The organism is Paenibacillus sp. 05T425, from assembly GCF_056396205.1.
On the sequence record NZ_JBFTLA010000001.1, the window covers coordinates 108,759 to 123,835 of the forward strand.

Annotated in this window: 13 protein-coding genes; 3 read left to right on the plus strand and 10 right to left on the minus strand. The window is 49.0% G+C overall.

Features of this window, described 5'->3' with window-relative positions; all coding sequences use genetic code 11:
- Positions 1-2: 2 nt before the first annotated feature.
- From AC1DF0_RS00425 to AC1DF0_RS00440, 4 genes are all read right to left on the minus strand, one after another.
- Positions 3-1,331 (minus strand): LLM class flavin-dependent oxidoreductase, encoded by a 1,329-nt coding sequence (locus AC1DF0_RS00425; RefSeq protein WP_477572712.1) that lies wholly within the window; start codon positions 1,329-1,331, stop codon positions 3-5.
- Positions 1,331-1,864, minus strand: a complete 534-nt coding sequence (locus AC1DF0_RS00430) for a GNAT family N-acetyltransferase (protein WP_475823090.1) — start codon at positions 1,862-1,864, stop codon at positions 1,331-1,333. Before AC1DF0_RS00430 ends, AC1DF0_RS00425 begins: the two co-directional genes overlap by 1 nt.
- Positions 1,865-2,088: 224 nt before the next feature.
- Positions 2,089-2,382 carry a hypothetical protein gene (locus tag AC1DF0_RS00435; RefSeq protein WP_477572713.1) on the minus strand — a complete coding sequence of 98 codons (294 nt, stop codon included), beginning with the start codon at positions 2,380-2,382 and terminating at the stop codon, positions 2,089-2,091.
- A gap of 107 nt (positions 2,383-2,489) precedes the next feature.
- Positions 2,490-3,494, minus strand: coding sequence for a glycosyltransferase (locus AC1DF0_RS00440; protein ID WP_477572714.1), 1,005 nt, complete (start codon positions 3,492-3,494; stop codon positions 2,490-2,492).
- Between the two features lie 36 nt (positions 3,495-3,530).
- On the opposite strand from AC1DF0_RS00440, the gene AC1DF0_RS00445 reads away from it, so the two are divergent.
- Positions 3,531-4,862, plus strand: a complete 1,332-nt coding sequence (locus tag AC1DF0_RS00445; protein ID WP_477572715.1) for a glycosyltransferase family 2 protein — start codon at positions 3,531-3,533, stop codon at positions 4,860-4,862.
- Here AC1DF0_RS00445 and AC1DF0_RS00450 read toward each other — a convergent pair.
- Both AC1DF0_RS00450 and AC1DF0_RS00455 read right to left on the minus strand, forming a co-directional pair.
- Positions 4,851-5,054, minus strand: coding sequence for a hypothetical protein (locus tag AC1DF0_RS00450; RefSeq protein ID WP_477572716.1), 204 nt, complete (start codon positions 5,052-5,054; stop codon positions 4,851-4,853). The genes AC1DF0_RS00445 and AC1DF0_RS00450 overlap by 12 nt on opposite strands.
- Before the next feature lie 21 nt (positions 5,055-5,075).
- Positions 5,076-5,459 (minus strand): hypothetical protein, encoded by a 384-nt coding sequence (locus AC1DF0_RS00455; protein WP_477572717.1) that lies wholly within the window; start codon positions 5,457-5,459, stop codon positions 5,076-5,078.
- Positions 5,460-5,841: 382 nt separating this feature from the next.
- Here AC1DF0_RS00455 and AC1DF0_RS00460 point away from each other — a divergent pair, with 382 nt between their 5' ends.
- Both AC1DF0_RS00460 and AC1DF0_RS00465 read left to right on the plus strand, forming a co-directional pair.
- A complete protein-coding gene (locus tag AC1DF0_RS00460; RefSeq protein ID WP_477572718.1) occupies positions 5,842-8,352 on the plus strand; it encodes a glycosyltransferase in 2,511 nt (836 codons plus the stop codon).
- A complete protein-coding gene (locus AC1DF0_RS00465) occupies positions 8,343-9,092 on the plus strand; it encodes a sulfotransferase (RefSeq protein ID WP_477572719.1) in 750 nt (249 codons plus the stop codon). The genes AC1DF0_RS00460 and AC1DF0_RS00465 overlap by 10 nt, the downstream gene beginning before the upstream one ends.
- A 54-nt stretch (positions 9,093-9,146) precedes the next feature.
- Here the strand turns inward: AC1DF0_RS00465 and AC1DF0_RS00470 are convergent, their stop codons facing one another.
- From AC1DF0_RS00470 to AC1DF0_RS00485, 4 genes are all read right to left on the minus strand, one after another.
- Entirely contained in the window at positions 9,147-10,193 is a 1,047-nt protein-coding gene (locus tag AC1DF0_RS00470; protein ID WP_477572720.1) for a glycoside hydrolase family 88/105 protein, read from the minus strand.
- A gap of 13 nt (positions 10,194-10,206) precedes the next feature.
- On the minus strand, positions 10,207-11,499 hold the full coding sequence (locus tag AC1DF0_RS00475) for an ABC transporter substrate-binding protein (protein WP_477572721.1): 1,293 nt from the start codon (positions 11,497-11,499) through the stop codon (positions 10,207-10,209).
- Entirely contained in the window at positions 11,496-13,250 is a 1,755-nt protein-coding gene (locus AC1DF0_RS00480; protein ID WP_477572722.1) for a sensor histidine kinase, read from the minus strand. Before AC1DF0_RS00480 ends, AC1DF0_RS00475 begins: the two co-directional genes overlap by 4 nt.
- Before the next feature lie 153 nt (positions 13,251-13,403).
- The gene (locus tag AC1DF0_RS00485; RefSeq protein WP_475823100.1) at positions 13,404-15,068 is read right to left on the minus strand and encodes a type 2 periplasmic-binding domain-containing protein; all 1,665 of its coding nucleotides are present in this window, start codon (positions 15,066-15,068) and stop codon (positions 13,404-13,406) included.
- Positions 15,069-15,077: the final 9 nt, after the last annotated feature.

Here is a 15,077-nt window from a genome sequence, read left to right on the forward strand (position 1 = left end):
CGTCACACGTGCTCGGCCGATTTCGTATACCGATTCGCCGGTATCGGCAGCCCTAGATTGCCGCGCAGCGTATCATCCTCGTATTCGGTACGGAACAAGCCGCGCTCTTGCAAGATCGGCACGACGTGCTCGATGAAATCTTCAAGCCCGTGAGGCACGGACGAGCCGACCATAAATCCGTCGGCGGCGCCGGCTTCGAACCATTGCTGTACCCGGTCTGCGACTTGCTCCGGCGTGCCGATGAAGACCGGGCGAGGCGTCGCGACTGACAATGCTACCTGGCGAAGCGTCAAGCTGCGCTCTTTGGCAATTTCTTTGATTTTGTCCGTGGTGCTTTGGAAGCTGTTGCGGCCGAGCTCGCCAAGCTCCGGGAACGGCGCGTCCAGATCGTATTGGGAGAAGTCATGATGCTCGAAGTACCGTCCGAGATAGAGCAATGCGTTAGCCGGCGATACGAGATCGACGACTTCCTGATATTTGCGTTCCGCTTCCTCTTCCGTACTGCCGATAACCGGTCCGATGCCCGGGAACACCAGCACATTATCCGGGTTTCGCCCGAATGCAGCCGCCCGGCGCTTAACGTCTTCATAGAAAGCGACCGCTTCCTCTAAAGTCTCATGACCGGTGAAGATCGCATCTGCTTGCTTCGCGGCATAATCTTTGCCGACTTCGGAAGCGCCTGCTTGAAAGATAACCGGCTGCCCTTGCTTCGAGCGGGCGATGTTAAGCGGACCTTTGACCGAGAAAAACTCCCCTTCATGATTCAGCGTATGCATTTTGGCAGGATCGAAAAACACGCCTGCCTCTTTGTCGCGAACGAAGGCGTCATCCTCCCAGGAATCCCACAAACCGCGCGTTACTTCCACATATTCCGTCGCGATACGATACCGCCTGCTATGGTCGGGATGCTCTTTCTTGCTGTAATTGAGCGCGGAGCCCTCCAGCGGCGAAGTCACGATATTCCATCCGGCCCGGCCGCCGCTGATCATGTCCAGCGATCCGAACTGGCGCGCAACGGTGAACGGCTCGCTGTACGAGGTGGATAACGTGCCAACCAGTCCGATCCGCTTGCTTACCGCCGCCAGTGCGCTCAGAATGGTCAGTGGCTCGAACCGGTTCAGGAAATGCGGAATCGACTTCTCGTTAATATAAAGACCGTCGGCAATGAAGGCCAGATCGAACTTGCCCGCCTCCGCCTTCTCGACCCATGATTTGTACAGCTCGAAATTAACGCTTGCATCGGAAGGAATGTCCGGATGTCTCCATAACGAAGTGCTGCTGCCGACACCGTGAAGCATAGCGCCGAGCTTCAATTGTTTACGTTTAGCCATTACACATTACCTCCATTTGTTGTCGATGCTGTTGCTTCCACGCGATTATTGACGACCTTGCGAAGCAAATGCATCGTCCCGTCGCCGTTGCCCGAATCGAATGATCGAATGCTTTCATAACCTCTACGCTCGTACATCGGCAGCAGCCACGGATGCTTCTCGGCCGTTCCGAGCGTCACTCCCGGCGCGCCAAGCTTATCGCGAATAATCGAATCCTCCACCCAAGTTAGCAGCTTATCTCCGTACCGTTTGCCCTGCTCGCTTGGATGTACGGCGAACCATTTGATAAACGGCAAATCCGTTATCTCCTTTACCTCGCCGCCCTTGGACAACGTAACCGTTGCGACGATCGTGCCGTCAGCCTCCAGCACATAACATTCATTTTGCGTGATGTTATCCCGTATTTGAGCCAGATCGGCGTTCGCCGCCGGCCATTGCAGCTTAAGCTCCCTAATAAGCGAATAGGCTTCATAGATGACTTCATGCAGACGCTGCGCATCCTCTACGCCGGCTTGCCTGAACAATTCACTCACAACATCACCCTCCATAATCCAATGTATATAATTCCTATAATATTAGTATGAAATAACATACTACTAATGTAGCATCTACTGCGCAATCGCACTAATAGACTTTTTCTATCGTTCAATTGAATATTCCTTTAGTACGCGATTTAAATAAAAAGCTCCCCATACAGCAGCAGGTTTTCCTATTTCACCTGTCTGCCGTATGGGGAGCATTTGCCTAACCTTTGCCATTATTCAAAGAAACCAAAAAACGGAAAAATCCATAACACAGGGATTAAACCAATCCAGACCGCTGCCTTGAACTTGCGCTTATGATACAGGATCCAGCTCGCGACCGCCGTGCCGATATACGCGAGAGGGAACAGCCAAATGGCAACCATCGACACGGTCTGAAGGCCGTTTATATCTTCGATTTGATCGGCCATAAGCATCGTCATGAGCACATAAAACGCCCAAAACAAGGTACAAATGGCAAATACGATTTGCAAAGCAAGCAAAAGCAAAGCCGTTGCGGTATTTTTCATAGGTAACACACCTCTTTATCAATTGTAAGGCCAATTCCTTCACTCTATTTTATCGGCAATCTTAGCGTAAAGTTTATTCATATAAGCGTCAATAAAAAAGATGTCTTCTATAAGGACTTAAGCAAGCTTTGCACGTCATCGCCGCGTTGTTCCCACGTATTCTCAAGGGCATACTTCAATCTAGAGGCCGTATCACCAGGGTCTTTAAGCCGATATTTCACAACATCTATGAACTCTTCACGGGAAGAGACGACATCGACTAGCGGAGCCATTCGCTCGCATTCGGGAAGCGCGGTCGACACGACCGGTTTGCCCGCGGCCAGATACTCGTACACTTTAACCGGATTAACGGATAAAGTGACCGGAGTAATTCGGAACGGCAGCACGCACACTCGGAAATCGCGAATAAATGGAGCCAGTTCATGATGCCTCTTGAGACCCACAAACCGAAGATTGCTGTTGTTATACGGTAATATATATTTTTTCCCGAATTCCGGGCCGACAATTACGGTTTCGATTCCGCGTATGAGCGACAGTCTCCGAATGAGAGCCTCGTCTACCCATGGAGCCCATGCTCCGACGTAGCCTACTTGATCTCCCTCTACTGGCTCAGCGCCTATCTTCGGGTTATAAGTCAGATGGAGCTGCATCTCCGGGTCGTATGCATTCCGAATCAGTGCGGTATTTTTCTTCGGAAACCATCTCCGTATTCGTTGATACAGACGTTCCGATGAGCAAACGACAGCCGTAGCACAGTTGATCATCGCAGCTTCATGCGTGAGCCATTCACCCAAATCGTCCGTGCAGTCGTAAATGATCCAGTCCGGCGTGTAATCCTGCTCAATAGCCGATGACAAATTCGGAAGGATGCACCAAACTCCAATTGAACCTTGCCGGTGCTTGTACAATGAAGGCCATTCATTCCGCAGCCAATGTTCATGATGATGGACAACGAATAAATGAGGCTCAATTTCCTCCACGAATGGGGAAGTTCTTGTTTTGTTGCAATAGTAAATCGTATGTCCCCGTTTGGCCAGTTGGCTCATTAAATGCTGCGGTCGCTGCTTCATCCAATTCCAATCCGCAGTAGGCGGATATATGATGATGCTCATCTCGTCGAGTCCTTCCCAATAAAGTGATAACCATCTATGGGTAAACGTCATATCCTATATCAGACGCAGGCTCGTGTTCCGATTAAGGAGGCCGTTCAACCCTCTATGCTTGTATTCGTTCTAGACTCGAAGAACGTTGCGGCTGCCAAACAAACAGAACGCAGTGTGCAGTCGATTATACCTGATTGCTCATGCGTCCTTATTGAATTTGATTATGCCATTCAAATGAACCGTATCCTTGCTGAGTACGACGAGCCGTTTTTTCTTACGCTTTTTGCGGGGGAGCAGTTGGTGCCAGGCTTCGAAAACCAATTAGAGCATTGGATCCCATGTATGTCCGATCGTGATGCCGGAATCGCAATCATCGATGGCGCTCGGCCACGAGGCCCCTTATTATGGCGAACGAAGGCTGTGAAATCCGGAAATTCAAATGGATTCCGGACCACCGAGCTTCTTCCGTTTGAGAGATATGTGCTATTGGATAAACAATATGAGCTTGAGGGAATGTGGGAATTCCAGCTCCGCAAATCGAATAAATGGCTGCCAAGGCCCAAAAAGAACGAGCACTGGCGAAAGCTCGAAAGCGAAGAGAAGTTCATTCTTCCCCTTCTGCAAACGAAGCATTGCGAGGAACCGCCAGAAATTGTTCCCCTTATAACGGTCGTCGTCTGCACGTTCAATAATGCCGATTATTTGCTGTGGGCGGTACGCAGCGTATGCAAACAATCCTACCTGGCATGGGAATTAATAATTGTGGATGACGGTTCAACAGACGCGACCCATGAAAGATGGCTGGTTAGCCCGTTTGCATCGCATCCCAGAATACGTTTTATTAGAAACGAAACAAACAACGGAAAAGCATTTTGCTTGAATCAGGTCCTGCCCGCCTCTAATGGAAAGTGGCTGCTCGAGCTTGATTCGGACGATTGGCTTGATCCGACATGCTTGCAAACGCTAGCCATTCAAAGCGTCCTATCGCCTGACGCCGGAGTTATCTATGCTGAACATATGAATTGGCAGGAACGGCGGGACAAAAGTCTAGTGCTAGACGTACCGCAATATGATCAAGGCCAAATGACGGTAGATAAATTGCTTCATGACGCTCTTCCCCTCGCGCCAAGAATGTACAGCATGAAAGCCATATGTGCATTAGGAGGCTGGAGCGTTGCCGATCCCTTCCAAGGGCGGCTATACGAAGACTTTCAAATGCTTGCCCGCATTATGCTTTGCCTACCTGTATCCTACATTCCGAAGGTTCTATACCACCGTAGAATACGTTCATCAAGCATCACTCACCGTCATCCGGAAAGCTACAAAACCTGGACCCGCTGGATGCTGGAATTCATTCGGTCGGAGCTAGACCGATAGTATGCGGACGTATTCCACGTTTTGGACCAAAATAGTGGACTGTGTGATCGGAGTATTGTAATTAGGGCTGGTGACCTGCACTGTGAAGAAGCCATCGCCGACGCTTATGAGCGTACCTTGGACGAATTGGTTGGTCAAAAAGGCTTCAATGCTTCGTCCGATATAGCCTCTTAACATCTCTGTAAAAGTCATTAAACCACTACCTCCATTTCGTTAATTTATTGCGGTAATACTGCTTATAGGAAGAAGCACAATATCGCTCGTAGGCTCCAAGATATGCACGTAATCGATGCCTACCGTGACTATCGTTCCGGAGATACTGCCGGCGTCCGTCTCAATCGAGGCAACCGCTCCGATTCTTGACTCTAATATGGCGCGCGCTCTTTGAGTTGGCGCAACAAGGGTGCTTACTTCCGTTGCAAGCAGGTTTACCTGTCTTTCCAGCTGGCTTACCCGACTCTGCAGTTGATTCGTTTCATTGGACAACCTTCTTATTATGGCGGTCAGCGTTCCGATTCGCCTGTTTATTCGCCCTACATACCTTACGAAGCTTCTGCGCAAAGCAGCAAATTTATTTAGAATTGATGGTCTCCTCACTCGGGAGGTTTTCTTTTTTTCGCGCGGCTTTTTCCAGCGACCCGTATAGCATGAAACTGCTCGCAGTCTTTTTTTGACAATATACATGCCACTAACACGCTCCTTAATGAGTTATGCTGTAAGTTTATGGATTTACAAAAACATGGGAACTTGTCTACGGCAAATTAAGCAAACAACCTATTCCTAATTAACAACAGGGTACATATTATGGCTAAATGAGATAGGCTTTGCGAGAAGCCGGTGATTTTTCTTGAAAATAATTAGAAGGAGGTCAAATCCTTTGACTGCCGGAGCCATTGATTTTCGGTCCCATTATTTAAATCGCCAAAAAATCTATAACGAATATATTCATGGTCCGCTTTCTTCACAGTCTTTGGAGTTGATGAACGTTTTAGCGGTGAAGACTTACAAAGCGATCGTAGTTTATCCGGAGGCCGTTCTTTGGGAGCCGAATCAGCGCCCTCAGCATTTGCTGAAAGAATTGGCGAAGCGCGGATATCTTTGTTTTTTTTGCGAATCTTCCAATGAGCCTTTTAGCTTGCGAGAGGTGGAACCGAATCTATTTGTCGTTCAGGGAGAGAAATATCTTTTATCCGTGCTTAGAAGCCAATCCGTCATCGTTTTATGCAGTTGGCTGGTGCAGATGGCGTGGGCGGATTTCTTGCCTCACAAAACGCTCTGGTACGATATATTAGACCAAGTTGAGTTTTTCTCGTTGTACGACGATCAAATGCAACAAAAACATAATCAAATCGTGAAGCAGGCAGATATCGTCACATACTCCGCAACGGCTTTAAATCGTTACGTTACTGACAGAAGCCATGCCGTATTATTGCCAAACGCTGCAAGAATCGAAGACTTTCTATCCCCCCCCTCGTCCGTGCCGGAGGATCTTGCTCCCATAATCGCTGCCGGATCACCGATTATCGGCTATTTCGGAGCCGTGGAAGAATGGTTTGCAACGCATTTAGTGAAAGGACTGGCGGTTAGAAGACCCGATTGGCAGTTTGTTATTTTGGGCCACATCGGTATCGATGAAACGAAGCTGCAAGCCCCTAACATTCATCTGCTTGGAATGAAACCCTACCGGCTCCTCGCTCAATACGGTCAGTTTTTTCACGTCGCCATCATTCCTTTTCTAGTAAATGATTTAACCAATTCCGTCTCCCCGGTTAAATTTTATGAGTACGCCTCCCTTGGCCTGCCAATCGTATCAACCCCCATTTCCGAGGTTCTTCCATACCAATCCGACTGGGTATTTGCTGCAAGAAATATCGCCGGCTTCGAGGCAGCGATCATGAAAGGGTTAAAACCCGAAGTTGCACGCCAGGCGAAGGAAGCTGGAAGGAGATTAGCCAGTCAGAATCAATGGGCTGCTCGTGCCGACCGCATTGAAGAGCTTCTGCTCAGCCGGCCTTCCGTTTGGCAAGCATTCGCAAACTATAATTCAACGGGGAAAATTGCCGTTATGGCAACAACCTTTTTGGATTTTGAAGGCGATAAATTTTACTCTGGCGGAGCGGAAAGATATCTGATCGATTTGTCTCGGTTGTTCGAACAAAAAGGGTATTCGTTAACGATCTATCAATATGGGAATGATCCGTGGATACGCAGGTTTCGGGGAGTAGATATCGTCTCCTTATCCAGAGGCGGACAGCACGCCAAAGAATTAAGCATCGGCGTAGTGAAAATGTATAGCCGGTTATTTCATGAACAGACGGCTGAACGGTCTCTTTTGAACGTCTATTCCGCATTCTTCAATGCATGGCCATTCGAAAATGGACATTCAAGCATTGGCATTATTCATGGCGTTGCATGGGATAACCCCGCTAGCCGTTATGAGGACGGCTCCTCGTTCTGGGAAACGAACCGTCGGTTTATCGAAGGGGCAAAGCTTTGCGGCAGGCTGGTTTCAGTAGATAACAATTCGGCAAACTGGTTTCAAACCATAGACTATACGCTTCGCAACAAAATGAAAGTAATCGCGAATTATGTTGATCCGGCTGAGTTCTATCCCCATTCGGATCCTCAGAAGTCGGAGGATAGAATCGTTATTTTATACCCCCGCAGACTTTATCATGCCAGAGGACTTCAGCTTGTGTTGCAAGTTATCGACGAAATTCTAATCAAATATCCGCAAGTGGATTTCCATTTCTGCGGGCAGGGCGAAACCGACGATATCCGCATGGTCAAGATGAAAATGAACCGTTGGCCAGGACGGATCAAACACTATGCGCTTCCTTTCGATAAAATGTCCGAGGCCTACAACCAAGCGGATATTTCCTTAATCCCTACGCTGTACAGCGAAGGAACGAGCCTCTCCTGTCTGGAAGCCATGTCTTGCGGCAATGCCGTTATCGCAACCAGAGTCGGCGGGCTGTCCGATCTTGTCATTCACGATTATAACGGGTTATTGATCGAGCCCCATGCACATGCGCTAAAAGAAGCCATTGCGGACTTAATCGAAAATCCTTCCAAGCGGGCTTTATTCAAACAAAGAGCGCAGTCCGTTTCACAAAGCTTTTCGAAACAAAGTTGGGAACGTCAGTGGTCAAAATTAATCGATTCGCTGCTCCGCGACAAACAAAGCCTTCGCGTCTCGGACGGGAAAAGCCTTTTGATCGAAATATATTTGTCCAGCTACCCGCAAAACGGCGGCATAGTCAAAACGATCATTCGGCTCTTGAGCGAAGGGAATCTCCTTTATATCAAATTGAAAGACGGATCGGCGGCAGTGCGCCTCTCCAGCTTTGGTCGATTGCAATGGATGAGCTGGGATGAAACGTCTCATTCGGCTCCTGATATAGTCATTAGCGATCGATCTGCCCATGCGGATTTGCCGCTCAACGTTCAAGCCTTGTTCAATGAAAAAGGGGAACTGGTATGGATATAATTATATCCGCTTTGACGCAACGAACGGGTTCGACGCTGGTGCAACGCATTTTCAATTGTAGCGAGAATACTTTGATTTGGGGCGAGCATGGGGGAATTGTAACGGAGTTTGTAAGAATCGCCGATCTCGCCTCCTATTTTTCGAACGGCAGCAAAAACGAAAAGCGCGATTTTTTCCAGAGCGGCAAAGATCCTAATTTATGGACAGCAAATATGACGCCTGATGAACCTTTTATAGAAGCAGCTGTCGTCGAATCAATAAAAGTGTTGTTTAAGCACATGTACATCCAACACCGCGATAAGCATAACCGAATCGGCTTTAAAGAAGTCAGATACGGGAAAAGCGAGCTTATGCTGCTGCGGAAATGTTTTCCGGACAGCGCTATAATCCTTCTAGTCAGGAATCCCATTGATATTTGGCGAAGCGAGACGTCATATTGGGAAGACGATGCAGAGACCTTCGGACAAATTTGGAACGAACGTGCCAAACAATACCGGGAACTTGAGGAGGAGATGCCGGGTACCGTCCTTATTCGTTACGAGGACTTGGTCGGACGTAACGAAAAGACGCTGCAATTATTGTCGGAGCTTGCTCTTGTTTCCCTCGATGAGATTCATCGGGTGTTGTCCGTACAACTGAACAGTACGCGAAGCACCCGCCCGCAGGATGAGATCGATACCATTATACGGCTATGCAACGAGGGAATGGCCATCTTCAATTATGAACACGAATCTTCCTGATGAGCCTAAAATAAAAACCAGTTAGATCAGATGTTTTGATCTAACTGGTTTTATTTATTCTATTTCATCCGCATTATGTTTCTGATTCTCGATGGCCGAAGCCAAGAACGCTAGCGCCAGCCCCTGCCCCCAGCCCTGAGCCCATTTTCTGTCGATGCCTAGGTAGCCGGCGATGTCGTTCATGACCGCGGTGCCGCCCGATACGTTCAGCACGCGGCCGTTGTCCGCGATGTTAGACAGAACGCCGTCAAGCGCCTTCTTCACATATTTCCCGTGCAGCGGATTGCCTTGCGTGACCATTGCCGCCGCGATGCCCGCCGTAGCCGACACTTCGCCGTAGGCTTCCGGATAATCGAGCACGGTGCCCCAGAGGCCGTCTTCCTTCTGCAATTTCTTGATAGCGGCCAGTTGATCGCGCAATGAACTCCATATATGCATCATCGGAGGATACAGATAACCTTCCGGCAATATCCTTGCCGCGCGGGACATCGTATAGGCCGCCCAAGCATTGGCGCGCGCCCAGTACATGCCGGACATATGATCCTTCTTGATATGGTTGTAGCCATGGTACCACAGCCCGTCGTTCTCGTCCTGCAAATAGTTGATATGCCAGAAAAATTGATGCAAGGCGTCTTCGACGAGATGTTTTTTGTCGAACATGATGCCTGCCCGCAGCATGAAATACGCCGCCATGAACAGCGTATCCGCCCAGCACTGTTCCGGAAAATCGTTTTTGGCCGATACGGTATGCTGAAGCACTCGGTCGCCAAAACGCAGCGCTTTATTTTCTAGATAGTCGATTTTGCTGAAAATAAGCTTGGCATACTTCTCATCCTTCGTATGCTCGTACAACGTGAGCAGCATATGCCCCATCGCGCACGTGTTAACCGTCCATCCCGGAAGTCCCGCTTCGATATATTCATCCACCCAGGTAACCATCCGGTCCAAATAAGCTTGCTCGCCCGTTACCTCGAACGCCCGGCTGACGCCGTAATAGGCGACTCCGCCAGGCCAATCCCATGTCAAGTCCATGCCGAACGTATACTCCGCCACGCGTCCGACGACTTGCTTCAACTCGCTTGCTTTTGCGTTAATTTTCATTTCTTTCATCTCCTCATTTTTTATTTCGCTCCAAGATAGCGTTCGCTTTCGTTCTAAATTCAGCGGCAGCCGCTTGCGGCGTTATTTTGTCGAACAGCAGCAAGTCATACAAATTGCGAAGCACCGCCGTTACTTCCCCCGTTCCGACGGGATCCGGCGGATCGATCGGGCTGCTATGCTGTTCCACCCATTCCACATATTCGAATACTTGCTGCTGCTCCGGTTCCAAGAAAGGCTTCAGATCATCTTTCACCTTCGCGGACACCGGTACGCCCCGTTCCGCCTTCATAATCTTGTTCGCTTCCAGATCGTTGACGAAAAAGCTGATGAACTTAGCCGCCTCGTCCTTGTACTTCGAGTTTTTCGCCACGGAGAAAAACATGCCCGGCTTCAGAAACATGCCTTGATCTCTATTCGGACCGGGAATTGGCGCTAACTGCAGCGGTTTGCCGTATTTCTCGGCCGTTGTAATAAACTGATTGGAATACCCCCAGCCGAGCAGCGCTCCTCCTGTATAGAACGGATCCGAATCCGATAACCGCACATCGGAATACCATATATCCGGCGAGAAAATGAGTTGAGCCTTCGCCATTCTCTGCATGCGGCCGAAATAATCGACGAACAGCTCGTCATCCTCATACCCGAGCTTCGTGCCGTCGGCGGCAAACAGCGTGCGCCCGTTCTGTCTAAGAAAGTAAGCAAAAAACTGCTCAGGCGTAAGGTCTGTTCCGACATAAACGCCTTTGCCTTTCAATTGCTCGCCCATCGATTCAAAATCGGACCATGTCCAATTCTCGGCCGGCGGCGCAATGCCATGCTGCTTGAACACTTCCGGATCATAAACGCTGAACAACGCGTTGACGCCCAAGTTAATGCCCAATAAATGATCCCCGATCTTGCCTCCGGACAAGTTATTATCGCTAATATGGGTTGCGTCGATCAACTTCTTGTCCATATAAGGCGTTAAGTCCTCGAGTAAATCCAAGGTCCCATATTGCGCCAAATAGGAAACATCCATCTGAATGATGTCCGGCAGCGCGTTGCCGGCGGCATATGGCGCGAGCTTCTTCCAATATTCGTTAAAGCCGGTATATTCGAACTCAATATTCACATGCGGATTTTGCTTTTCGTACATTTCGATCGCCTGGATCGTCGCGTTATTTCGAAAGTCTCCCCCCCACCAGAATACCCGAAGCGTAATCGGCTCGTCAGATGATCGGACCGGATCAACGGTTTCCATCCTGCCGCAGCCGAATAAGATCGCAACTATGACTAACAGCATCCCTATCCGTATGGTCGTTTTCATCGTGCTTGTACCTCCCGGGTAAGCGGCAGCATAACCAAAACTTTCGTGCCGCTCCCCACCGTGCTTTCTATTAGAATCCCATAGCTTTCTCCGAAGGCGAGCCTCATCCGATCTTGGATATTCGTCAGACCGATGCCGGAGCCTCTTGTTTCAACTTCGCCGCTAAGCACTTTGCGCAAATAATGCTCTTCCATGCCTGGTCCCTGATCCTCGACGATTATAGCGAGCCGATCGCCTGTTTCCTGGGCATAAATACGAATGGTGCAAGGCTCAATCTGAGGCTCGAGCGCGTACTGGATCGCGTTTTCCAATAAAGGCTGAAGCGTCAGCTTCGGTATCGGCACGTTCGCGTACCGCTCGTCCACGTCCATGTGGAAGTCGAGCCGATGCTGGAAGCGATACTTTTGGATCGTGATATAATGCTGTACGATTTCGAGCTCTTCCGCGATCGTAATGACGTTGCGTTTTAGGCTGATCGAAGAACGAAGCAAATAGCCTAGCGACACGACCATGCTCGAAATTTGTCCTTGAGCGTTCTTCTTCGCCAGCCAATTGATCGAATCCAGCGAATTGTACAGAAAATGCGGATTGATCTGTGCTTGCAGCGCCTTAAACTCGGTTTCCTTAATAATGAGCTGATTCGCGTAATTTTCTTTGATTAGCGTATTAATCCGGGCCATCATTAACCGGAATGTGCGCTGAAGCAGCCCTACCTCGTCCATTTGCTGAATAACGGCGCCGTGCAGACTTGCACCCATGTTCTCCAGGTCTCCGTACTGCACTTCTTTCATCTGGTTGATGAGCAAGCGAATCGGCTTCGTTAAGCTTCGGGCGAACAGCAGTCCGATTAAGATGACAATAATAACCGTGGCCGTAAACACAATAATCAACGTGTTTTTGAGCCACACGATTTTTTCGAAAATATGATTGTAGGGAACAACATTGTAATAGGTCCAGCCCGTATACGATGATTTTTTCTGAGATAAAAATACCGCTTCACCGTTCATATCCTTTATTTCATAACCGTCTGATTGATCTAAAGGCTGTGCGGCCTGAGCCATTTCGGGCGAAAGATTGCGGTACGGATAAACGACGCTTTGACCGGATTTCATGATCACATCGCTGTTCTCTGAAGCAATTCCCGCGTAATCTTCAACGATCCGTTCGATATTAATGCGCAAGATGAGGAAACCAATCGGCTCGAGCGTCAGAGGCTCGTAAGATCGAACTTCCCTTACGAGAATCAGCATCGGGTCGGTATTATCCGGATACAACCAGCGCGCGGCTCCTTTTCCGGCCGAAGCCATATCACGGATGCGCTTATACTTCTCGCCCACCAGCTCCACAGAGCTGCCGTATTTGCTTACCCTCTCCTTCGTATCAACCAAGTGCACGGACTGCACGTACCGTTCGGATGTGCTTATATGCGCCCATAACCGATCAGTCATTCTCTTGCGGATGACATAACCGGTATATTCGGAGTCGTCCACATGCAGCTCCTTCAAGCTTTGCTGTATGACCGTATCCGATAGGATGGTCAATGACATCGATTCCAGCTTCTTAAGCTCCATATCGATCGAAGAGGACGATAGGTTCAGCAGTCTATGCGATTTATCGTACAGCTGCTTATCGTAAATCGAATAAGCGTAATAGAGCGAGCTGAACGCCAGGGTAATGATGAGGATCATAATGAACGCAATGATAAAAAATATTTTCAGCTTTATGCTCATATTTCGATAGGCTTTGATCAAGCGAGTGCCTCCTTAGCATCATTCATACTTTAGGTATAACATATTCAGGAGCATACTGCGCACTCAATCTCTCATTCCGCATGATCGAAGCTGGAAGAAGAGACTGCTTGCCGAGGCTTTCGCCGCCCCGGTAAACAGTCTCTATACTGGCTATTACTTGTTCATATAACGTTCATAAGCTGCTTGATGAAGCTTAATCGCTTCGTCAATGCCCATGCCTTTGATCGTGTCTACCATTTTGTCATACTCTGACACCGGCTTCGAGCCGTTAATGATTGCAGTCATCGTTTCGTTCAAGTACGTGTTGACTTGACTCATGATGGAGGTCACTTGGCTTGCTTCGTCGATCGAAAGGCGAATCATAGGAAGCGCCAGCGCCGAGCTTTGTTTCATCCATTCCGTGTTCGCGTCTTTTTGACCTTGGTCAAATAGCAGCGCGTCCAAATATTTGCTGTCTTGGTTGATCGGACCGTCCATGATCGAGAGCGCGAATTTCGAAAGCGCTTGGTCATACGTCAAGCCGTCCGGGTTTTTCGTAATCAGATCTGTAAACTTGTAAGTGTCGCCCTCTTTCGTGTAGCTCTCGCCTTCGATACCGAAGTTGAACAAATCGCTGCCTTCAGGGCTATAGTTGTAATCCATCCATTGAACGATATACTTCAACTTATCTTTGTCGGCGCTGGAAGTAATCGCTTCGCCGTAAGTCAACACCTTGTTTTCCATATTGAACGCCGCGTATGATTTGCCGTCCGGCGCAAGCGCCGAAGCAACACCCGTCAAGTTGAAGTTCGGATCGGTGCCTCTCATCAAGTTAAAGTATTTGCCCATGCCGCTGAATACGCCGCCTTGATAAGATCCGGCTAAGTTATTCGTCACTTTGTAGTCGAACGCTTTGCCGTCGTTCGTCATAATCTCAGGATCGACAAGTCCTTCTTGGTACCATTTCGCCATTTCCGTAAGGAAATCTTTATAACCGGGCAGGATCGGACCGAATGCTACTTTGCCGTCCTGGATTTGGAAGCCGCCGATAACGCCGAACGCAGGCGCGAAGTCATGCAGCTTCGTCAGGTTGCCAGGGCCCCAGTTGCCGGTGAACGGAAGCTCGTCGGCTTTGCCGTTGCCGTTCGGATCCTGCTCCTTGAACGCTTTCAATACCGTATGCCACTCGTCGATCGTTGTCGGTGATTTCAAGTTCAACTTATCAAGCCAGTCTTTCCGCATAATGAGACCGGAAGTCGCATTCAGCTTCAAGGCATCCAATTTAAGCAACGGGAACATGTAAATCGTGCCGTCGTCGAGTGAAATTTGCTTCTTCACGTCCGGATCGGAATCGATAATTTTTTTCAGGTTCGGCGCATATTGATCAATCAGCTCGTTCAGGCGGATAATGCGCCCGTCATCGATCATTTTCTCAGGTCCGCCGACAGCATCTGCCCAGTTATAATAAATAACGTCCGGCAAATCTTTCGTAGCGATCAGCAGGTTGAACTGATCCTTCTGCTGTCCTAGCGGCGGATGCGTAAACTCGGCTTTGATCCCGGTCAGCTCTTCTTTCTTTTTATAGCTGGCCATTTCACCGAAATTTTGCAAAGAAGCCGTCAGCTTGCCGTCGTTAGCGCGCCAATAATCGATCGTGAACGATTCGTTCGTAATCGGAAGCGGAATTTCTGTAATCGCTTCTTCCTTAGGCGCCTCCGTACCCGCCGGCGTATTGCCGTTATTGCCTGTGTTTGATCCATTGTTGTTCCCCGAGCATGCCGACAAGATGCTGAGCAGCACCATGGAGCTCACAAGAATTAACCCCGCTTTTTTTTTCACAGTGAATCG